This is a genomic window from Streptomyces pactum, assembly GCF_002005225.1.
GTDB classification, from domain to species: Bacteria; Actinomycetota; Actinomycetes; order Streptomycetales; family Streptomycetaceae; genus Streptomyces; species Streptomyces pactum_A.
Map to the genome: position 1 here is coordinate 3,953,891 of NZ_CP019724.1, position 20,638 is coordinate 3,974,528.

The window sequence follows — 20,638 nt, forward strand, 5'->3', positions numbered from 1 at the left end:
CAGTAAGGGGAACTTCCCCTCCCTGTCCTTCCGCAGCTTAGTCCCGCAAGCGGGGACCGCTCATTCCAACTGCCGACACCGTCGATGGCCTCCTGACCCCTGACGCCGACATCTGCCACAACCCGATGGTGCGAGACGATGTTCCCGCAGGCCAGGCACTTACCCCACTCGCCAGTACGCCGATGGCGAACGTGAGACGGCCCAATCTGCGTGTCGCCCCCTCCCACTAGGCATGTCTTACCCGCTGGGACTGACACTCCATGCCGCGCGCACCGGTTCCCTCCGCTACGGGCGAACAACCTTGCGCCTGACCGCACCCCCGCGCACCCCCACTTTCCGTACTCTACGCATTCACCGCACCACCCAGCGTAACCTCAGTGCCCTTCCGGCTGTTGCACTTGGCATGGTCGGCGCCCAGCCCCCGGTTTCCCAGGTTCCTCCGGACCCAGCGGCCCGGACAGCCCCCGCCCCTGCCCCCGCCCCCGCCGCACCTTCGGTGCCGTTCCCCCGTCGGCCGCTCGACCCGGGCGGCACGTGGGAGCGGGTGCGGTGGTACTACGAGAGCGGGCTCGGCTGGCCGACGGCGCCCGGGAACCCGGTGCGGCTGCGCGTGGGCGTCCGCTTCGACGTGCTGGACGTTCCCGCCGAGGCCGGCCGTGCGGCGCTGGAGCGGCTCGGACCCTTCCGGCGCCCCGGTCCGGTCCCGTGGCGCCCCGGCTTTCCGGTGGCCGTCCGGGGCGAGCGGATGCTGCTGCTCGTGGCGGCCGGCGGCGCGGAGGAGCTGCCCGGACTGCTGGAGTGGCTGGAGTGGGGCTCGCTGCCGCTCGACCTGACGGCGGTCGGCGCGGGCGGCCTCATGGAGGCGCCCCTGGCTTCCGAGGCCGGCTCGACCGAGTCCGGCCCGGCCTGGCCGCCGCCGCGTCCCCCGGATCGCGACGGCCTGCGGGGGGACGCCGTATGGCTGCGTCCCCCGGAGCCGGGGTGCGAGGTCGAGGCCTCGCTGCCGACGCTGTCGGCCATGGGGGGCGCGGGAACCGCCCCCGATCTCGCGCGGCTGGTCCTCACGCTGGCGACTCAGTGCCACAGGATCCGGCTCTCCCGCCTCTCCCAGCCCTCTCGGCCCTCTGGACTCCCCCGGCTGCCCGGGCCTGTCCAGGCCCGCGAGTCCCGCGAGTCCCGTCAGCGCCGCGAGTCCCGCCCGGCGACGCGCTGAGAGCGGTCCGGACGCAGTCCGTGGCGCGCGTCGGGTGATCAGCCGTTGGCCTTCTCGTACGCCTCACGAATCATCGCGGGAACACGGCCGCGGTCGTTGACCTCGTAGCCGTTCTCCTTCGCCCACGCGCGGATCGCCGCGGTGTCCTGGCTGCCGCCGGAGGAGGCGCGCGCCTTGCCGCGACCGCCCGAAGCACGGCCCCCGGTACGGCGGCCACCCTTCAGGTAAGGCTCGAGAAGACCACGCAGCTTGTCCGCATTGGCGGTGGTGAGATCGATCTCGTACGTCTTGCCGTCGAGCGCGAACGTCACGGTCTCGTCTGCCTCGCCGCCGTCGAGGTCATCGACAAGAAGGACCTGAACCTTCTGTGCCACCGGATTTCCTTTCATCGATAACTTGAGGGCCGGAGGTCGTCGGCGTCCGCCGTATCTCCGCCCCTTGTTATATGCAGTACTGCAGTACGTCGGAAAGCAAACCGCTTTTGCCGGAAAAACACAAACCCTCGGCGGAGACCGGCACCCCTGCTCCGGCCCGAAAAGGTGCGCGTTTCGGACATAGGGAACCCGTGCGAACCCGTGAGCGGTCCGTCGGCGGAATAAACCCGGCGAAGGGCCGCGAAGAGCTGCCGATGCCTACCGATGTCTACCGATGCCCGCCGTTGCCCGACGATCACAGATGCAGAAGCATCCGGCTGTTACCCAAGGTGTTCGGCTTCACTCGTTCGAGACCCAGGAACTCGGCTACGCCCTCGTCATAGGAACGCAGCAGCTCCGCGTAGACATCGGTGTCGACGGGTGTCTCCCCGATCTCCACGAAGCCGTGCTTGCCGAAGAAGTCCACTTCGAAGGTCAGGCAGAATACGCGCCGAACACCGAGCCAGCGGGCGGTGTCCAGCAACTTCTCCAGCAACCGATGTCCGACGCCGGCGCCCTTCAGGCCCGGCTTCACCGCGAGAGTCCGCACTTCCGCGAGGTCTTCCCACATCACGTGCAGGGCGCCGCAGCCGACCACCTCGGCGTTGTCGTCCCGTTCGGCGACCCAGAACTCCTGGATGCTCTCGTAAAGCGTCACCATCGCTTTGTCGAGCAGGATGCGGTCACGGACGTACGTGTCGAGGAGCCGGCGTACGTCCGGGACATCGCTGGTGCGGGCCCGTCGGACGGTGATGGCTTTTGACATGTGGGGACGCTATCGCTCGCCCGCGTCCGGTACCGAGCCGGGGTTGGGCGCGGGGGTTTCCGGTCCCTGCACGATGCGGATGGCGTCTCCGAGTGCCTCGCGCTGTTCCTCGCTCATCATGCCGAAGAAGGCGATGAGGGCGGCGGTGGGGTTGTCGCTCTGGGACCATGCGTCGTTCATCAGCGCGGCGGCGTAGGCGGCGCGGGTGGAGACCGCCTCATATCGATAGGCCCGGCCTTCCGACTCGCGACGCACCCAGCCCTTCTGATGGAGATTGTCCAAAACGGTCATCACCGTGGTGTAGGCGATGGACCGTTCCTGCTGCAGATCTTGCAGGACTTCTCGAACGGTCACGGGGCGGTTCCACTTCCACACCCTCGTCATGACCGCGTCTTCGAGTTCTCCCAATGGGCGAGGCACGCTCTGCACGATAGTGGTAGATCTCGGACATCGCTTGCCGGACGTGCACTTTTGTCAGCAAATGGGCACAAAAGAAGCGCACGACTCCCCATGACGGGTGCGGGGAGTCGTACGCGGGTCCGGGGGCCCGGTCAGGCCTCGGGGTGGGCGGGCGTCTGGCGGGCGCCCTCCGCTCGGGCGAGGGCGGCGTCGACGGCCGCGTCCTCCTTGGCCTTGTTGGCGCCGCCCTGGGTCTTCACGATCACCCTGATCACGCCGATGAAGAACACGGCCATGACGGCCGGGGGCAGGAGCGCGGAGACGTAGTCCATGGATCCAGGGTAGCCAGGCCGTGTCAGCCGGCGGCGAGGTGGTGCCGGGAGCCGGGGGCGGGCGGCGCCGGCCTGCGGCGGGGGAAGACCTCGCCCGGGGTGGGGACGGGGCGCTTGGGGGTGGCCGGGGCGGGGCCGGGGGCCGGCTTCTGGGCGGGCTTCTGCGCGGGCTTCTTGTCGGGCTGCCGGCCGCCGGGGAGAGCGTGCAGACGGGTGCGCGCGGCGGGCAGGACGACCGTGGCCACGTTGGCCGCCGTGGTCACCGTGGTCACCGTGGTCGCCGGGGGTCTGCACCGGGCCAGGAGGGCGGCCGCGGCGGGATTGCCGCGCAGGGCACCGAGGGCGGCGAGGTCGTCCGCGTCCGGGCGGTGCCCGGCACCCAGCGCCTCGTCCAGGAGGGCGAGGTAGCCGGTGACGGTGCCGGGGAGGGCGGCGCGGTACCGGGCGAGGTCGGCCACCAGGAAGGCGCGCAGCCGGGCGCTCTCCCGCGTCGCCTCGTCGAGCGACTCTGCGAGGCGGAGACAGTCCTGGGCCTCCTCCGCCGAGACGGGGCTGGGGTTCAGGGCGAGGGCGAGGGCGCGCCGGAGCACACGCAGCTCCTGAGCACCGAACGCCATGCCGCCGCGAGATCCGTAGGGCGTGGGCATGTGGCGACGATACGCGCTAATCAGACAAACTCGACATAAGGGGTGGGTGTGGCGTGGGGGGCCACTCGTATGCGTGCGCCTCCGGCGGTGGTGGGGGCGGGGTGCCTGCGGCGGCCTGTGCGGGTTCGGCCGGGGGGCGGGGCACCCGCGGCGGTCGGCCGGGACGAGCGACGAGGACCGGGGCGCGGGCGACGAGGGCCAGGGCGCGGGCGACGGGAACCGGAGCGGGCGAGGGGGGCCAGGGCGGGGCCGGTGGGAGAGGGCAGTAGGGGCCGAGCGGCTGCGGCGGCTGGCCTGGGCCGGTGGGGGGGCGGGTAGCGCGTTGAGGCAGGTGGAGGGCGGGGGCCGCGCCGGGGGTGTCCGTCCTCGGAACGGTGCGGAACCGGTCGGCCATGGTTGTGCCGGGCACGACGCGCCAACCGCTGCGGGCGACCAGGGCCGGTGGGCGGCGGGTAGCGCGTTGAGGCAGGTGGAGGGCGGGGGCCGCGCCGGGGGTGTCCGTCCTCGGAACGGTGCGGAACCGGTCGGCCATGGTTGTGCCGGGCACGACGCGCCAACCGCTGCGGGCGACCAGGGCCGGTGGGCGGCGGGTAGCGCGTTGGGTCAAGTTGAGGGCGGGGGCCGCGCCGGGGGCGTCCGCCCTCGGAACGGTGCGGAACCGGTCGGCCATGGTTGTGCCGGGCACGACGCGCCAACCGCTGCGGGCGACCAGGGCCGGTGGGCGGCGGGTAGCGCGTTGGGTCAAGTTGAGGGCGGGGGCCGCGCCGGGGGTGTCCGCCCTCGGGACGGTGCGGAACCGGTCGGCCATGGTTGTGCCGGCACGACGCGCCAACCGCTGCGGGCGGGCACCCCGACACGTGCCCTTCCCGCCCGCCGTACGCGGCTCCCGTCCGTGCGGCCGCGCCCGGTCGTGCGTCCCCCCGTGCCCGACCGGGCTCGGCGTGTGGGGCCGGGGAGGCGCCCCGGTGGCTCCGGGCCGCGTCACCCACCTCGGCCGCTACATGCGGGACACGTTCCGCTCGTACACCAGGCGGAGCCCGATCAGCGTCAGCCACGGCTCGTGTTCGTCGATGACCGAGGACTCGCCGAGGACCATCGGTGCCAGCCCGCCCGTCGCGATGACGGTGACGTCGTCGGGGTCGTCGGCCAGCTCGCGGGCCATGCGGTTGACCACCCCGTCGACCTGGCCGGCGAAGCCGTACACGATGCCGGACTGCATCGCCTCCACCGTGTTCTTGCCGATCACGCTCCGCGGCCGGGCCACCTCGATCTTGCGGAGCTGGGCGCCCTTGACGCCGAGTGCCTCGACCGAGATCTCGATGCCGGGAGCGATGACCCCGCCGACGTACTCCCCGCGCGCGCTCACCGCGTCGAACGTCGTCGCCGTACCGAAGTCCACGACGATCGCCGGGCCGCCGTAGAGCTCGACGGCCGCGACCGCGTTGATGATGCGGTCGGCGCCGACCTCCTTGGGGTGGTCGGTGAGGATCGGGACGCCCGTCTTCACGCCCGGTTCGACCAGTACCGCGGGGACGTCGCCGTAGTAGCGGCGGGTCACCTCGCGCAGTTCGTGCAGGACCGAGGGGACCGTCGCGCAGATGGCGATGCCGTCGATGCCGTCGCCCAGCTCGCCGCCGAGGAGCGGGTGCATGCCCATCAGGCCCTGGAGGAGGACCGCCAGCTCGTCGGCCGTGCGACGCGAGTCGGTGGAGATGCGCCAGTGCTCGACGATGTCCTCGCCGTCGAAGAGGCCCAGGACGGTGTGTGTGTTGCCTACGTCGATCGTCAGCAGCATGGGTTCTACTCCGCCGCTCGCAGGTCCAGGCCGATGTCCAGGATCGGGGAGCTGTGGGTGAGGGCGCCCACGGCCAGGTAGTCGACGCCCGTGGCCGCGTAGGCCTTGGCGTTGTCGAGGGTCAGGCGGCCCGAGGCCTCCAGGGCGGCCCGGCCGGCGACCAGGGCGACGGCTTCCTCGCACTCGTCCGGGGTGAAGTTGTCCAGGAGGATCAGGTCGGCGCCCGCGTCCACCACCTCGCGGAGCTGGTGCAGGGTGTCTACCTCGACCTCGATGGGCACGTCCGGGAAGCGTTCGCGGACGGCCTGGAAGGCCGCTGCCACGCCACCGGCGGCCACTACGTGGTTGTCCTTGACCAGGGCCGCGTCCGAGAGCGACATGCGGTGGTTGACGCCGCCGCCGCAGCGGACCGCGAACTTCTCGAGGCTGCGCAGCCCGGGGGTCGTCTTGCGGGTGTCCCGGACCTTCGCCTTCGTGCCCTCCAGGACGTCCGCCCACGCGCGCGTGGCCGTCGCGATGCCCGACAGGCGGCACAGGAGGTTCAGCGCGCTGCGCTCGGCGGTGAGGATGTCGCGGGTGCGGGTGGTGACGGACAGGAGCTTCTGGCCGGCTTCGACGCGGTCGCCGTCCTCGACGTGGCGTTCCACCTCGAACTCGTCCGTGCAGACGACCGACATCACCGCCTCGGCGACCCGGAGGCCGGCCACCACGCCCGCCTCGCGCGCGGTGAAGTCGGCGGTGGCCACGGCCTCCTCGGGGATGGTCGCGACCGTCGTCACGTCCACGCCGCCGGCCAGGTCCTCCTGGACGGCGAGGTTCGCGAGGTCCTCGACCTCCACGGGGTCGAGTCCGGAGTCCAGCATCAGGGCCGCGAGCGCGGGGTCGAGGCCGCACTCCATGAAGGCCTCTTCGTCGGTGTCCGCGCCGCAGGCGCAGCCGTCGCCGCAGCCTCCGGTGGAGGCGAGGGGAAGATCGGGGGTGTTCACTGCTGTCACTGCTCCTGGGGACGCTGCGCCGGCTGGGGACTGTGGGTGGTCGAGGGGAATTCTGGCGTGTCCGTGGTGTGCACGGCGAGGGATCGGTCCGGGTTCAGGCGTACGACGATGTGACGGCGCCACGTCGTGTCGTCGCGGTCCGCGTGGTCCTCGCGCCAGTGGCAGCCGCGGGTCTCCTCACGCTGTGCCGCCGCGGCCACCAGGACGCGGGCCACGCACAGGAGGTTGGTGGCCTCCCAGGTGTCGACGCCCGGCTCGGACGTCTTGCCGTTCTCGTGCAGGGCTTCGCTGGCCTCGCTGTGGAGGTGGTGGAGCCGGTCGGCGGCCCGGGTGAGGGAGCCCGCCGAGCGCAGGACGCCGGCGCCCTCCGTCATGATCCGCTGGATGGTGAGGCGGGACTCGGGCGGCAGGAGGGGGTTCGCCGGGTGGGCGGCTTGCGGGAGGGGGGCGGCCGCGCGCGCGTGGAGGGTGCCGTCCGCGTGGCTCGCCGCGATGTCGGCGGCGATGCGCTCGGCGTAGACCAGGCCTTCGAGGAGTGAGTTGGAGGCCAGGCGGTTGGCGCCGTGCACGCCGGTGCAGGCGACCTCGCCGCACGCGTACAGGCCGGGGACCGTCGTACGGCCGCGGGCGTCGGTGCGGACGCCGCCGGAGGCGTAGTGGGCGGCCGGGGCGACCGGGACCGGCTCGGTGACCGGGTCGAGGCCGTGCGCGCGGCAGGCGGCGAGGATCGTGGGGAAGCGGTGCTCCCACATCGCCGCGCCGAAGTGGCGGGCGTCCAGGTACATGTGCTGGGCGTCCTGCTCCCGCATGCGGCGCATGATGCCCTTGGCGACGATGTCCCGGGGGGCGAGTTCCGCGAGTTCGTGCTGCCCCTGCATGAAGCGCACGCCGTCGGCGTCCACCAGGTGGGCGCCCTCGCCGCGTACCGCCTCCGAGACCAGGGGCTGCTGGCCCTCTGCGTCCGGGCCGAGGAAGAGGACGGTGGGGTGGAACTGGACGAATTCGAGGTCGCTCACCTCGGCGCCCGCGCGCAGGGCGAGCGCGACGCCGTCGCCCGTGGAGACGGACGGGTTGGTCGTCGCCGAGAAGACCTGGCCCATGCCGCCGGTGGCCAGGACCACGGCGGGGGCGTGGACCGCCCCGACGCCGTCGTGCTGGCCCTCGCCCATGACGTGCAGGGTGACGCCGGCGGTGCGGCCGTCCGCGTCCGTGAGCAGGTCGAGGACGAGGGCGTTCTCCACCGTGCGCATCCCGCGCGCGCGTACCGCCTCGACCAGGGCGCGGGAGATCTCCGCGCCCGTGGCGTCGCCGCCGGCGTGGGCGATGCGGCGTCGGTGGTGGCCGCCCTCGCGGGTGAGGGCCAGGCCGCCCTCGGTGGACTCGTCGAAGTGCGCGCCGGTCTCGATGAGCCGCCGTACGGCGTCGGGTCCCTCGGTGACCAGGATGCGGACGGCTTCCTCGTCGCACAGGCCCGCGCCGGCGACCAGGGTGTCGTCCAGGTGCTGTTCGGGGGTGTCGCCCTCGCCGAGGGCCGCCGCGATGCCGCCCTGGGCCCAGCGGGTGGAGCCGTCGTCGAGGCGGGCCTTGGTGACGACGACCGTCCGCAGGCCGGCCGCCTCGCAGCGCAGGGCGGCGGTGAGGCCGGCGACGCCGGAGCCGACGACCACCACGTCCGCGGCGATGGCCCAGCCGGGCGCGGGTGCGTGCAGTCGTATGCCTGTGCTGGTCACGAGGCGGCTCCGAAGGTGAGGGGGACGTTGTCGATCAGCCGGGTCGTGCCGACCCGGGCTGCGACGGCGAGGACGGCCTCACCGGTGTGGTCGTCGCCGATCTCGGTGAAGTCGGACGGGTCGACCAGGGCGAGGTAGTCCAGCTCCAGCGGCGGGTTGGCGCGGGCCGCGTCGTCCAGTACCAGGCGGGCGGCGGCCCGCACGGCCGTCGCGCTGCCGGGCGCGGACGTGGCGACGGCGTGGGCGTCGGCCGCCGCGCGGGACTCGCCCAGGGCGCTGAGCGCCTCGGCGCGTGCCTGTGTGGCGGGCACCTCGCGGGCCCGGGCGCGCAGCGCCTCCTGAGCGGCGTGCCGGTCCAGGCCGGCGAACAGAGCCTGGGAGAGGGCGAGGGCGGTGCGGCGCTCCCGGGTCGAGAGGTAGCGGTTGCGGCTGGACAGGGCCAGGCCGTCCTCCTCGCGCACGGTGGGGACGCCGACGATCTCCACGCCGAAGTTCAGGTCGCGGACCATGCGGCGGATCAGGGCGAGCTGCTGGGCGTCCTTCTGGCCGTAGAGGGCGAGGTCGGGGCGGGTGAGGTGGAGCAGCTTGGCGACGACGGTGAGCATGCCGTCGAAGTGGCCGGGGCGACAGGCGCCCTCGAGGCGTTCGCCCATGGGGCCCGCCGTGACGCGTACCTGGGGCTCGCCGCCGGGGTAGACCTCGTCGGCGGAGGGGGCGAAGACGGCGTCCGCGCCCGCCTGCCCGGCGATCCCCAGGTCGGCGTCCAGGGTGCGCGGGTAGCGGTCGAGGTCCTCGCCGGCGCCGAACTGCAGTGGGTTGACGAAGACGGTGACGACCACCTCACCGTCCGGGCCGGCGAGGTCGCGGGCCGTGCGGATCAGGGTGGCGTGGCCCTCGTGCAGGGCGCCCATGGTCATCACCACGGCCCGTCGGCGGTGGCGCACGCGCGCGTGCAGCTCGCCGGCGGTGCGCAGCAGGGCGGGCGGGGCGGTGGTCATCGGGCGTCTCCTCCGAGGCCGTCGGTACCGTCAGTGCCGTCGGGGCCGTCGGGGCCGTCGGGGCCGTCGGGGCCGTCGGGGCCGTCGGGGCCGTCCGTGCCGCCCGTGCCGACCGTGCCGTCGGTGGCGCCCGTGCCGCCCGTGCCGTCGGTGGCGCCCGTGCCGTCGGCGAGTACGCCGAGCAGGTCCTCGGCGAACTCCGCCTTCAGCAGCCCGTGGTCCAGTGCCCGGTCGGCGGTCGCGCGGGCCATGGCCAGGTAGCCGGCGACGGCCTGCGGGGCGTGTGCGCGCAGCTCCACGATGTGCGCGGCGACCGTGCCCGCGTCACCGCGCGCGACGGGGCCGGTGAGGGCCGCGTCGCCGGAGCGCAGGGCGTTGTCGAGGGAGGCGCCCAGCAGCGGGCCGAGCATCCGGTCGGGGGCCTCGACGCCGGCCGTGCGCAGCAGCTCCATGGACTGGGCGACCAGGGTGACCAGGTGGTTGGCGCCGAGGGCGAGCGCGGCGTGGTACAGCGGCCGCTTGTCCTCGGCGATCCACTCCGGTTCGCCGCCCATCTCGATGACCAGGGCCTCGGCGGCCAGCCGCAGCTCCTCGGGCGCGGTGACGCCGAAGGAGCAGCCGGCCAGGCGCTGGACGTCCACGGGGGTGCCGGTGAAGGTCATCGCCGGGTGCAGGGCCAACGGCAGCGCGCCGGCCCGCAGTGCGGGGTCCAGGACCCTCGCGCCGTACCGTCCGGAGGTGTGCACGAGCAGTTGGCCCGGCCGCACCGCGCCGGTCTCGGCGAGCCCGGTCACCAGGCCGGGCAGGGCGTCGTCCGGGACCGTCAGCAGGACCAGCTCGGCGCGCTGGAGAACCTCGGCGGGCCGCATGAGCGGCACGTCGGGCAGGAGCGCCGCGGCGCGCCGTCTGGAGGCGTCGGAGACACCGGAGACGGCCACCGGGCGGTGCCCGGCGAGCTGGAGGGACGCGGCCAGCGCGGGGCCCACGCGTCCGGCGCCGACGACGCCTACCGTGAGCCGCGCGGGGCGGTCCCTGGGGTCTGGCTGTGGGGTTGTGTTCACGCGACGGCGGCCTTCCCGTTCCAGTCCGCTCCGGGTACCGGACGATTTCTCGTCATGTTAACGCGATTGGTTCGGAGGACGTCCGGTTGTCCACAGGCTGTGGGTTTCCGTGCGGCGACGGGGCACACCCACACGCGCGTGGAGAAGACGCCGGGGCACGCCCCGACCCGCGCGGGAACGTGTGAAACCTGTGGGGAAACCGGATGCCCGCGCCGACGTCAGCGCGGCATGATCCCGGCATGAGCGATACGGCGGAACAAGCGGACCAGGCACATCAGGCGGAAGCGGCGGAGGAGCGCGGCGCGCGGCTCCGGGAACGGCGCGTGGCCGCCCATCGCGGCGCCCGCCGCGTGCTCGTCAGCCCGGGGTTCTCGGCCACCCTGCGCGAGCGGCTCGCCCTGCTGGACGGGGCCGCCGAGCTGTACGACCTCGACGAGCCGTCCGACCTCTACGGCAACGGCGTCGTGGAGGCCCTGGAGGAGAAGGTCGCCGCCCTGTTCGGCACCGAGGCCGCCGCCTTCTTCCCGACCGGCACCATGGCCCAGCAGGTGGCCCTGCGCTGCTGGGCGGGCCGCACCGGCAATCCGGTCGTCGCCCTGCACGGGCTCAGCCATCCCGAGATGCACGAGCGCAACGCCTTCAGCCGGGTCAGCGGGCTGCGCCCGGTGCGGGTGACCAGCGAGCCCCGGCTGCCGACCGCCGACGAGGTGCGCGACTTCGAAGAGCCGTTCGGGGCGCTGATGCTGGAGCTGCCACTCAGGGAGGCCGGTTTCGTACTGCCCACCTGGGAGGAACTCACCGAGGTGGTCGAGGCCGCGCGGGAGCGCGACGCGGTGGTCCACTTCGACGGGGCCCGCCTGTGGGAGTCCACCGTCCACTTCGGCCGTCCACTGGCCGAGATCGCGGGCCTGGCGGACAGCGTGTACGTCTCGTTCTACAAGTCCCTCAAGGGCTACGGCGGCGCCGCCCTGGCCGGCCCCCGGACGCTGGTCGAGGAGGCGAGGGCCTGGCGGCACCGGTACGGCGGCGCGGTGTTCCAGCAGTTCCCCACGGTGCTGTCGGCCCTGGCCGGCCTGGAGCGGGAGCTGCCCCGGCTGCCGGAGTACGTCGCCCACGCGCGCGTGGTGGCCGCCGCGCTGCGGGAGGGCTTCGCGGCGGCCGGACTGCCGTGGGCGCGGGTGCACCCCGAGGAGCCGCACACCCACGAGTTCCAGGTCTGGCTGCCGTACGACGCCGATGTCGTCGGCGAGGCCGCGGTCCGGCAGGGCGAGGAGACGGGGACCCTGCTCTTCTCCCGGGGCTGGAGCACGCCCGGGCCGGGGCTCGCGATCACCGAGGTCGGGGTGGATATAGCGGGCCTCGACTGGACGGCCGACGAGGTGAAGGCGGCGGTCGCCGACTTCGCGGCCCGGCTGGAAGCCTGACCGCCAGGGCGCCGGCTGCCCGGGTCAGCCGAGAGCGCGCGGCCACCGGGACCACCACCGTCGCAGGGCCCGCCGCACGCGGCCGTGGACCGGGCGGCCGTGCGCCGGGCGGCCGGCGAGCGCGGCCTGGAACTGGCGGCGGTCGTGCCACTCGCGCACGACCTGCCAGTCGTGGGCGCCGGGCGCGGGCGGCGCCGGCTCGCCGAGCTGCCGGGCACGGTAGGTGTCGAGGAGGTACTGCTGCGTGATGCTCATGGGGATCGCCTTCTCGGGAGACGTAGGGGTGAGGAAGGAACGGGCTCCGCGGCGGCCCCGGTCACTCCAGACTGCTCCGGTACGGTGCCGCGGTCGCGCCGATTGACTGCGGCGGTCAATCGGCGGCGGCGTTGTCGGTGGCGGGGTGCACCATGAGGACATGAGCGTGCGCATCGACATCACGGGGCTGCGGCCGGAGAGGATCGCCGTCGTGCCCTCCCCCCTGGCCGAGCTGGGCATGGCGCTGCACGCGCTGTCCGAGCCGGGGCACCACCCGGGCCTGCAGGGCTGGGCTACGGGCGTGACCGCCCGGCTCGACTCGCATCTGGCGGACCGGATGTGCGAGGCCGACTTCCTGTGGCGGACGACCTTCTCGGACCTGTTCATGCCCTTCGCCGGCGTGCCCGGCCGAAGCACCCTGCCCGGCGCCACCCTCGCCGAGGATCTGGACCTGCTCGACAAGCTGTCCGACGAGCAGTTCGTGGACGCGGCGCTGGAGTTCACCTGCGCCCTGCCGTACAGCACCGGTGGGGCCTGCGCGCTCACGGACGCCGGGGTGCGCCGGCGCGCGCTGGACCTGGCCGCCGCGCGCGGACCGCAGCAACTGCGCTTCAGCGAGCGGCTGCTGGCCGATCCGCCGCTGATCCGCGGCTGGCTGAGGCAGTTCGCGCGGGACTGCGACGAGGCGTTCTTCGCGGAGGCCTGGGCGCGGCTGCGCCACCAGCTCGCGGCGGACGCCCGCCACAAGACGGACCTGCTGCACCGCAAGGGCCTCGCCGAGGCGCTGGCCGCCGTGTCCCCGGCGGTCACGCTGGACGAGAGCGCCGCGCGGATCACGGTCGACAAGCTGGGCGACGGCCGTTCGGCGACGGCGGACGGCGGGCTCCTGCTCGTCCCGACGAGCCTGGGCTGGCCGCACCTGATGGTCCTGCACCGGCACGACTGGCAGCCGGTGCTGCACTACCCCGTCGGCTCCCCCGAGCTGGCCTCACCGCCGTCGGTCGAGCAGCTCACGCTGCGGATGACCGCGCTGTCCCACCCGGTGCGGATGCGCATCTGCCGCCACCTGGCCCGCAGCGCCTACACCACGAGCGAGCTGGCGCAGGCGCACGGCATGACGCCCCCGGAGATATCCCGGCACCTGGGCGTCCTGAAGAAGGCGGGCCTGATCACCACCCGGCGCCGCGGGCGGTACGTCCTGCACCAACTGGACGTGACGGTGGTGGCCCGGCTGGGCAGCGACTTCCTGGAGGGGATCCTCCGGTGAACCGCCGCTGAACGGCCGCGGGAGCGCGGTCAGTCGAACCGGATGTGCCGCAGTCCCACGCCCGCCTGCCGCAGCCGTGTCCGCAGCGCGCCCTCGCGGTTGGGCTCCAGGGTGAGTCCCGCCAGCACGGCGATCCGGTCAGCGGTCTTCGGGACGGTGGCGTGATCCGTCCACAGGTGCTCGGCGAACTCCGGCTCGGCCAGCCGCTCCAGGCAGTGGTCGAGTCGCCGCACGGCCCAGCTCTCGCGGCGCAGTCCGGCGTCCTTCCCGGCGACGTACCGCAGGACCTGCCCGAAACCCCGCGCGTGCAGCCGTCGCAGTACGGTCTCGCGCTGCGCGAGGAGGGTGAAGTGGCGGACGTCGTGGCCCAGTTCGCGCAGCCGGCCGACGGTCTCGGCGAAATAACCGGAGTGTGTCACCGTCATGGGTGCGATCACCACACCGTCGTGCCGGGTGAGGGCCAGGTCGAGGACCTCCACCACGCCCTGCCGCCAGGAGGCCAGATCCTGGAAGTCGTCCAGCAGCGGCCTCCGGCCGCGGGCGCCGCGCAGCTCGGGCGGCAGCATGCGGCGCAGGCCGAAGCCCGCGTGCTCGGGGTCGCAGATCACACTGCCGGGGAGCCGGCGCCGTATCTCGTGTGCGGTCTGTGTCTTGCCGCCCCCGAAGGGGCCGTTGATCCACAGGAGCATGCGGGGCACCTTACCGACGCGGGCCCCGTCTCGGGGCGCGGTCAGCCCTGTCCGCCGCCCGCGCGCACCAGCCCGGTCTCATAGGCGAGGACCACCACCTGCACCCGGTCCCGCAGCCCGAGCTTGGTGAGGATGCGGCCCACGTGCGTCTTGACGGTCGCCTCCGACAGCACGAGCCGGGCCGCGATCTCCCCGTTGGACAGACCCTGTGCGACCAGCACCATCACCTCGCGCTCGCGCTCGGTGAGCCGCTGGAGTTCCTTGTGCCGGGGCTCCTGGCCGGTGGCCGGCAGCATCGGCGCGAACCGGTCCAGGAGCCGGCGGGTGGTGGACGGGGCGACCACCGCGTCGCCGCTGTGCACGGAGCGGATCGCGGCGAGCAGCTCGCCCGGCGGCACGTCCTTGAGCATGAAGCCGGAGGCGCCCGCCTTCAGCGCCGAGAAGGCGTACTCGTCGAGGTCGAAGGTGGTCAGGATCAGCACCTTCGGCGCGTTGGGGTCCACGCAGATCCGGCTGGTGGTCTCGACACCGTCGAGCTTGGGCATCCGGACGTCCATCAGGACCACGTCCACGGCGGTCGCACGCAGCACCTGGAGGGCCTCGACGCCGTCCCCCGCCTCGGCGACGACCTCCATGTCCGGCTGGGCCGCCAGCACCATCCGGAACCCGGTGCGCAGCAGCACCTGGTCGTCGACGAGCATTACGCGGATAGCCATCGGGGCCTCTTCCTTACAGGTGTCAACGCGGTACGTGCGTGTGGGCGCGGGTGTCAGTGTGCGGGTTTCAGCGGCAGCAGCACACTGATGCGGAATCCTCCGCCCTGCCGCGGGCCCGCGTCCAGGGTGCCGCCGACCATGCCGACCCGCTCGCGCATCCCGATCAGGCCGTGGCCCTGGCCGTCGAAGCCGCCCTCTTCGTAGAGCTCGTGCGGGGCGCCCTTGCCGTCGTCCTCGATGAGCAGCCCGAGGCCGTCGTCGAAGTAGACCAGGCGCACGCTCGCGCCCGCGTTGGGGCCGCCGTGCTTGCGCGTGTTGGTCAGCGCCTCCTGCACGATGCGGTACGCGGTGAGCTCGAGGCCGCTGGGCAGCCGGCGCGGGGTGCCCTCGACCTTGAAGTCGACGGGCAGCCCGGAGCCGCGGCACTCCTCGACGAGGTCCTCGATCTGCTGGACGTCGGGCTGCGGGACGTACTCGCCGGCCTCCTGGTGCTCGCCGGTGCGCAGCACGCCGAGCAGGCGGCGCATCTCCGCGAGGGCCTGGCGGCCGGTGGAGGAGATGGTCTCCAGGGCCTTCTTGGCCTGGTCGGGGGCCGCGTCCAGGACGTAGGCGGCACCGTCGGCCTGCACCACCATCACGGAGACGTTGTGCGCGACGACGTCGTGCAGCTCGCGCGCGATCCGGGCGCGTTCGGCGGCGACCGCGACCTTGGCCTGCGCCTCGCGCTCCCGCTCCAGCCGTGCGGCGCGTTCCTCCAACTGCGCGAAGTAGGCGCGACGGGTGCGCATGGAGTCGCCGAGCACCCAGGCGAGGGCGAAGGGCACCGCCTGGAAGACCGTTATGGCGATGTTGCTCGCTATGCCCGCGTCGTCCGTGGGCCAGCGGAGCTGGGCGACGGGGGCGGCGCACAGCCCCGTGGCCAGCGCGGTCCGGGAGGCCCAGCGGGCGCCGGTCGCGGCCACGGTGTAGACGATCACCAGGAGGGCGAAGTCGGCCGGCATGGTCGGCACGTCCAGCACCACCTGCCCCAGGCCCAGCGCGACGGCCAGCAGCAGCATCCTCTCCGGCATCAGCCTGCGCAGCGCGATCACCAGGCACAGCAGCAGGACGAAGGGAACGATCAGCGCCGTCGTGTCCGTCCCCCGGGCCTCCTCCTGCGGAGCCACGGACATGACGGAGATGCCGAGCAGGACGAGGGCCCAGAAACAGTCGAACCCGATCGGGTGTCTGCGGAGGAAGTCGTAGAGGCGCTGCACGTAACCCAGCGTAGGGAAGAGAGATAGGTGCAGGGGTCAACCGGAGGGCCGATCCGCGTCCCCCGCGCATACTCCGCAAGGTGGAGGCTCCGTTCTCCTGTGCGCCTAGCCTGGCCCTGTGAGACGAGGGACAACAGGGGTCAGAGGGGCTTCAGGAGCGCAACAGAACTGGCGGGGCTGGAGGGAAGCGACGCACGACGCTCTTTACGGACCGGCCGGTTTCTACCGCGCGTCCGAGGGGCCGGCCGGGCACTTCCGCACCTCCGTGCACGCGTCGCCGCAGTTCGCCGGTGCCGTGGCACGGCTGCTGTGCCGGGTCGACGAGGCGCTGGGCCGGCCCGCGTCGCTGGACTTCGTGGACATGGCGGCCGGCCGGGGGGAGCTGGTCGCCGGGGTACTGGCCGCGCTGCCCGCCGGCGTGGCCGCCCGCACGCGCGCGTACGCCGTCGAGGTCGCCGGCCGTCCCGAGGGACTGGACCACCGGATCGAGTGGCTCGCCGAGCCGCCGGGCGGCGGGGTGACGGGCCTGCTGTTCGCCAACGAGTGGCTGGACAACGTACCGGTGGACGTGGCGGAGGTGGACTCCGCGGGCGTGGCACGGCGGGTGCTGGTCCGGGACGACGGGGACGAACGGCTCGGGGAGCCGGTGGACGGGGCCGAGGCCGAGTGGCTGGCGCGGTGGTGGCCGCTGCCCGGCGAGGAGGGGCTGCGGGCCGAGATCGGGCTCCCCAGGGACGCCGCCTGGGTGTCCGCCGTGTCGGCCCTGGACGCGGGGCTGGCCGTGGCCGCCGACTACGCGCACACCGTGGGCGCCCGCCCGCCGTTCGGGACGCTCACCGGCTTCCGGGAGGGGCGGGAGACGGCGCCGGTGCCGGACGGGTCGTGCGACATCACCGCGCATGTCGCGCTGGACGCGTGCGCGGCGGCCCACGCGGCGAGGTGTGCTCCGGAGTGCACGCCCCCGGGTGCGCTGCTGCGCCTCCAGCGTGATGCCCTGCGCGCCCTGGGTGTCACGGGCGCACGCCCCCCGCTCGCGCTGGCGTCCACCGACCCGGCGGCGTACGTACGCGCTCTCGCCGGCGCCTCGGAGGCCGCCGAACTGCTCGCGCCGGGCGGGCTGGGCGACTTCGTGTGGCTGCTCCAGCCGGTGGGGCCCCTCGACGCCGCCGCGCTACTTGTCGATGTCCCCGACCACGAAGAAGAGTGAACCCAGGATGGCCACCATGTCCGCGACCAGCGTCCCGGGCAGCAGCTCCGCGAGCGCCTGGATGTTGTTGTACGAGGCGGAGCGCAGTTTCAGCCGGTACGGGGTCTTCTCGCCCTTGCTGACCAGGTAGTAGCCGTTGATGCCGAGCGGGTTCTCGGTCCACGCGTACGTGTGGCCCTCGGGCGCCTTCAGCACCTTCGGGAGCCGCTGGTTGATCGGCCCCGGCGGCAGCTCGGCCAGGCGGTCCAGGCAGGCGTCGGCCAGGTCGAGGGCGTTGTGCGTCTGCTCCAGGAGGCACTCGAAGCGGGCAAGGCAGTCGCCGTCGGTGCGGGTGACGACCTTCAGGGTGTCCTGGAGTTCGCCGTAGGCGAGGTACGGCTCGTCGCGGCGCAGGTCGAAGTCGACGCCCGAGGCGCGGGCGATCGGCCCGCTGACGCCGTAGGCGTGCACGGCCTCGGGCGACAGGACACCGACCCCGCGCGTACGCCCCCGGAAGATCTCGTTGCCGAGCACCAGGTCGTCGAAGACGTCCATGCGCGAACGCACGGCGGCGACGGCCGCCCGCGCGCGCGTGGACCAGCCGGCCGGCAGGTCCTCCTTGAGGCCGCCGACGCGGTTGAACATGTAGTGCATGCGCCCGCCGGAGACCTCCTCCATGACGTTCTGGAGGACCTCCCGCTCCCGGAAGGCGTAGAAGACCGGGGTGATGCCGCCCAGTTCCAGCGGGTACGAGCCCAGGAACATCAGGTGGTTGAGGACCCGGTTCAGCTCCGCGAGCAGCGTCCGCGTCCACACCGCGCGCGTAGGGACCTCCATGCCGAGCATCCGCTCCACCCCGAGGACCACGCCCAGCTCGTTGGAGAACGCCGACAGCCAGTCGTGGCGGTTGGCGAGCACGATGATCTGACGGTAGTCCCGGGCCTCGAACAGCTTCTCCGCGCCGCGGTGCATGTAGCCGATCACGGGCTCCGCGCTCGTGATGCGCTCGCCGTCCAGGACGAGCCGCAGCCGCAGCACGCCGTGCGTAGACGGATGCTGGGGCCCGATGTTGAGCACCATGTCGGTGCTCTCCGCGGCACCGCCGATACCGACCATGGTCTCCGTCTTGGGAGTCATGCGCACAGTCTCCCCTACGTACGCTGGCTCCATGGAGACGGGGAGCCCTGACGACACGGGCACGGCGGGGACGACGGAGGCGACGGAGCCGTCGCCGGACCAACCGGTGTGGACCGGCCTGCCGCCGGGGCTGCTACGCATGCGGCGGCTGTTGCTGGTGGTGTGGCTGGGGCTGCTGACGCTCGCCGCGGGTGTGCTGCCCGGGCTGTTCCTGGGACCCTTCTGGGCGGCCTTCGCAGTGCTGCCGTCGGCCCTGCTGGCGTGGGGCTGGGTGATGCTGGAGCGCAACTGGCGCTCCTGGCGGTACGCCGAGCGCGCCGACGACCTGCTGATCAGCCGGGGCGTGCTGTGGCGGGAGGAGACCGTCGTCCCGTACGGGCGGATGCAGTTGGTCGAGGTGACCTCGGGGCCGGTCGAGCGCCACTTCGGCCTGGCCAGTGTGCAGCTCCACACGGCCGCCGCGGCGACCGACGCGACCATCCCGGGCCTCGCCCCGGCCGAGGCGGAACGCCTCCGCGACCGGCTCACCGAGCTGGGCGAGGCCCGATCGGCGGGGCTGTGACGACGCCCGGGGCGGAGGACGGCGGCCCGGCGGGGGCCGGGGGCGGTGCGACGGGGGCCGGGGGCGGCTGCCCCACGGGGGCCGAGGACGGCTGCCCCACGGGGGCCGAGGACGGCTCCACGGGGGCCAGGAGTGGCCCGACGGGAGCCAGGAGTGGCCCGACGGGCGGCAGGGCCGGGGACCGCGTGAACGGGGCGGGAGACCGCGTGAACGGAGCAGGGCACGGCGCCACGGGAGCCAAGGACGCCTCGAACGGGGCCAGGGACGGCGCGCCCGCGGGCAGAGACAGCGCGACCGAAGGCAAGGTGGACGCGACCGGGGCCGTCGTGACCAAAGGCAAGGTCGACCCGACCGGGCCCGTCGCGACCGAAGGCACGGGCCACCCGACCGAGGCCGTCGCGACCGAAGGCGACGGCCACACGACCGAGGCCGTCGCACAGGACCGTGTGGACGGAGCCGAGAACGGCGCGCCCGGGCCCGGGAACGGTGTCGTCGAGCGTCGGCTGCACCCCGTCACGCCGTTGCGGAGGGCGTGGGCGCCGGTTGCCGTGCTCGTCGGGTGGGCCGTGCACGATCCCGACCAGGCGCAGCGCCAGTTGTCGCGGCTGACCACGACCACGCTGCTGATAGGGCTCGCCGTGCTGATCCCGGCCGCCGCCCTGTACGGCTTCCTGACCTGGTGGTTCACGCACTTCGCGGTGACCGATACCGAGCTGCGCATCCGTACCGGACTGCTGTTCCGGCGCACCGCGCACATCCGGCTCGAACGGATCCAGGCCGTCGACGTCACCCAGCCGCTGCTCGCCCGCGTCGCGGGGGTCGCCAAGCTGAAACTCGACGTCATCGGCACCGGCAAGAAGGACGAACTGGCCTTCCTGGGCGCCGACGAGGCCCGCGCGCTGCGGGCCGAACTGCTCGCGCGCGCGGCCGGGCTCGCGCCGGAGACCGCGCACGAGGTCGGCGAGGCACCCTCCCGGCAACTGCTGCGCGTGCCGCCCGGGGTCCTCGCCGTCTCACTGCTGCTGACCGGCGCGACCTGGGGCACGCTGATCGCCGCGGTCGTCGTGCCGACGCTGCTGTGGCTGGCCACCCACAACCTGTGGACGGTGCTGGCGACCGCCCTGCCCCTGGTGGGCGCCGCGGGCGCGAGCAGCGCGGGCCGGTTCGTCGGGGAGTACGACTGGACGGTGGCCGAGTCCCCGGACGGGCTCCGCCTCGACCACGGACTGCTGGACCGCGCCCACGAGACCGTGCCGCCGGGCCGGGTGCAGACCGTGCGGATCGTGCAGCCCGTGCTGTGGCGGCGGCGCGGGTGGGTGCGGGTGGAGCTGGACGTGGCCGGGTCGTCGAACTCCGTACTGCTGCCGGTGGCCCCGCGCGAGATCGCCGAGTCGGTCGTCGCGCGCGTGCTGCCCGGGGTGACCGTGCCGGCGGACGCGGTGCTGTCCCGCCCGCCGCGGCGGGCCGCGCGGTGTCGGCCGCTGTGGTGGCGCGGCTACGGGCTCACCGTCACCGACGCGGTCTTCGCCGCCCGGTACGGGCTGCTGCGCCGCAGCCTGGCGCTGGTGCCGCACGCCAAGGTGCAGAGCGTCCGGCTCACGCAGGGGCCGTGGCAGCGGGCGCTGCGGCTGGCCGACGTACGGGTGGACACGGGGGCGAACAAGACCGTGACCGCGCGGCTGCGCGACGCCGACGACGCGGCACGGCTGCTGCGGGCGCAGGCGGAGCGGTCCCGGACCGGACGGCGGGACGCGCTGCCGGACCGCTGGATGGCCTGAGGCCCGGCCGGTGCCAGCC

General features: G+C 73.6%; 21 protein-coding genes. 6 read left to right on the plus strand and 15 right to left on the minus strand.

All coding sequences use genetic code 11. The features are described 5' to 3' along the window. Positions 1-403 precede the first annotated feature (403 nt). Positions 404-1,213 carry an SCO3374 family protein gene (locus B1H29_RS16485; RefSeq protein WP_055418603.1) on the plus strand — a complete coding sequence of 270 codons (810 nt, stop codon included), beginning with the start codon at positions 404-406 and terminating at the stop codon, positions 1,211-1,213. A gap of 38 nt (positions 1,214-1,251) precedes the next feature. On the opposite strand, the gene B1H29_RS16490 is transcribed toward B1H29_RS16485, so the two are convergent. The 10 genes from B1H29_RS16490 to B1H29_RS16535 all read right to left on the minus strand — a co-directional run bounded on the left by B1H29_RS16490 (position 1,252) and on the right by B1H29_RS16535 (position 10,349). Next, positions 1,252-1,587, minus strand: coding sequence for a histone-like nucleoid-structuring protein Lsr2 (locus tag B1H29_RS16490; RefSeq protein ID WP_055418604.1), 336 nt, complete (start codon positions 1,585-1,587; stop codon positions 1,252-1,254). Between the two features lie 295 nt (positions 1,588-1,882). After that, the gene (locus B1H29_RS16495) at positions 1,883-2,392 is read right to left on the minus strand and encodes an amino-acid N-acetyltransferase (RefSeq protein ID WP_055418605.1); all 510 of its coding nucleotides are present in this window, start codon (positions 2,390-2,392) and stop codon (positions 1,883-1,885) included. Between the two features lie 9 nt (positions 2,393-2,401). Next, positions 2,402-2,812 carry a BlaI/MecI/CopY family transcriptional regulator gene (locus B1H29_RS16500; protein ID WP_267891949.1) on the minus strand — a complete coding sequence of 137 codons (411 nt, stop codon included), beginning with the start codon at positions 2,810-2,812 and terminating at the stop codon, positions 2,402-2,404. A gap of 131 nt (positions 2,813-2,943) precedes the next feature. Then, the gene (locus B1H29_RS16505; RefSeq protein WP_055418607.1) at positions 2,944-3,123 is read right to left on the minus strand and encodes a hypothetical protein; all 180 of its coding nucleotides are present in this window, start codon (positions 3,121-3,123) and stop codon (positions 2,944-2,946) included. Between the two features lie 23 nt (positions 3,124-3,146). Then, on the minus strand, positions 3,147-3,770 hold the full coding sequence (locus B1H29_RS16510) for a hypothetical protein (protein ID WP_079160263.1): 624 nt from the start codon (positions 3,768-3,770) through the stop codon (positions 3,147-3,149). A gap of 997 nt (positions 3,771-4,767) precedes the next feature. Beyond that, entirely contained in the window at positions 4,768-5,565 is a 798-nt protein-coding gene (locus tag B1H29_RS16515; RefSeq protein WP_055418609.1) for a type III pantothenate kinase, read from the minus strand. A 5-nt stretch (positions 5,566-5,570) separates the two neighbouring features. Next, entirely contained in the window at positions 5,571-6,551 is a 981-nt protein-coding gene (gene nadC / locus B1H29_RS16520; RefSeq protein ID WP_055418610.1) for a carboxylating nicotinate-nucleotide diphosphorylase, read from the minus strand. A 5-nt stretch (positions 6,552-6,556) separates the two neighbouring features. Then, positions 6,557-8,290 carry an L-aspartate oxidase gene (locus B1H29_RS16525; protein WP_055418611.1) on the minus strand — a complete coding sequence of 578 codons (1,734 nt, stop codon included), beginning with the start codon at positions 8,288-8,290 and terminating at the stop codon, positions 6,557-6,559. Continuing rightward, positions 8,287-9,288 (minus strand): pantoate--beta-alanine ligase, encoded by a 1,002-nt coding sequence (gene panC, locus B1H29_RS16530; protein WP_055418612.1) that lies wholly within the window; start codon positions 9,286-9,288, stop codon positions 8,287-8,289. Before panC ends, B1H29_RS16525 begins: the two co-directional genes overlap by 4 nt. Next, positions 9,285-10,349 (minus strand): Rossmann-like and DUF2520 domain-containing protein, encoded by a 1,065-nt coding sequence (locus tag B1H29_RS16535; protein WP_055418613.1) that lies wholly within the window; start codon positions 10,347-10,349, stop codon positions 9,285-9,287. The genes panC and B1H29_RS16535 overlap by 4 nt, the downstream gene beginning before the upstream one ends. A 239-nt stretch (positions 10,350-10,588) precedes the next feature. Between B1H29_RS16535 and B1H29_RS16540 the strand changes: the two genes are divergently transcribed. After that, complete coding sequence (locus tag B1H29_RS16540) at positions 10,589-11,773, plus strand: threonine aldolase family protein (protein WP_055418614.1); 1,185 nt, start codon at positions 10,589-10,591, stop codon at positions 11,771-11,773. A gap of 24 nt (positions 11,774-11,797) precedes the next feature. Here the strand turns inward: B1H29_RS16540 and B1H29_RS38575 are convergent, their stop codons facing one another. After that, entirely contained in the window at positions 11,798-12,028 is a 231-nt protein-coding gene (locus tag B1H29_RS38575; protein ID WP_055418615.1) for a hypothetical protein, read from the minus strand. A 160-nt stretch (positions 12,029-12,188) separates the two neighbouring features. Here B1H29_RS38575 and B1H29_RS16555 point away from each other — a divergent pair, with 160 nt between their 5' ends. Beyond that, positions 12,189-13,295, plus strand: coding sequence for a DUF5937 family protein (locus tag B1H29_RS16555; protein WP_055418616.1), 1,107 nt, complete (start codon positions 12,189-12,191; stop codon positions 13,293-13,295). A 29-nt stretch (positions 13,296-13,324) separates the two neighbouring features. Here B1H29_RS16555 and B1H29_RS16560 read toward each other — a convergent pair whose 3' ends face one another. Genes B1H29_RS16560 through B1H29_RS16570 form a run of 3 tightly spaced genes read right to left on the minus strand, consistent with a single transcriptional unit; the run spans position 13,325 to position 15,956 of the window. Next, positions 13,325-13,984 carry an AAA family ATPase gene (locus tag B1H29_RS16560; protein WP_055418617.1) on the minus strand — a complete coding sequence of 220 codons (660 nt, stop codon included), beginning with the start codon at positions 13,982-13,984 and terminating at the stop codon, positions 13,325-13,327. 41 nt (positions 13,985-14,025) lie between these two features. Then, a complete protein-coding gene (locus B1H29_RS16565) occupies positions 14,026-14,700 on the minus strand; it encodes a response regulator (RefSeq protein WP_055418618.1) in 675 nt (224 codons plus the stop codon). Between the two features lie 53 nt (positions 14,701-14,753). Continuing rightward, positions 14,754-15,956 (minus strand): sensor histidine kinase, encoded by a 1,203-nt coding sequence (locus B1H29_RS16570; RefSeq protein WP_055418619.1) that lies wholly within the window; start codon positions 15,954-15,956, stop codon positions 14,754-14,756. 118 nt (positions 15,957-16,074) lie between these two features. Here B1H29_RS16570 and B1H29_RS16575 point away from each other — a divergent pair, with 118 nt between their 5' ends. Further along, positions 16,075-17,163, plus strand: a complete 1,089-nt coding sequence (locus B1H29_RS16575) for an SAM-dependent methyltransferase (protein WP_055418620.1) — start codon at positions 16,075-16,077, stop codon at positions 17,161-17,163. Here the strand turns inward: B1H29_RS16575 and B1H29_RS16580 are convergent. Then, positions 17,128-18,279: an NADH-quinone oxidoreductase subunit D gene (locus tag B1H29_RS16580; RefSeq protein ID WP_055418621.1), complete on the minus strand. Its 1,152-nt coding sequence runs from the start codon at positions 18,277-18,279 to the stop codon at positions 17,128-17,130. The genes B1H29_RS16575 and B1H29_RS16580 overlap by 36 nt on opposite strands. Positions 18,280-18,310: 31 nt before the next feature. Between B1H29_RS16580 and B1H29_RS16585 the strand changes: the two genes are divergently transcribed. Both B1H29_RS16585 and B1H29_RS16590 read left to right on the plus strand, forming a co-directional pair. Next, a complete protein-coding gene (locus B1H29_RS16585) occupies positions 18,311-18,841 on the plus strand; it encodes a PH domain-containing protein (RefSeq protein ID WP_055418622.1) in 531 nt (176 codons plus the stop codon). Between the two features lie 446 nt (positions 18,842-19,287). After that, a complete protein-coding gene (locus B1H29_RS16590; protein WP_055418993.1) occupies positions 19,288-20,619 on the plus strand; it encodes a PH domain-containing protein in 1,332 nt (443 codons plus the stop codon). Positions 20,620-20,638 lie beyond the last annotated feature (19 nt).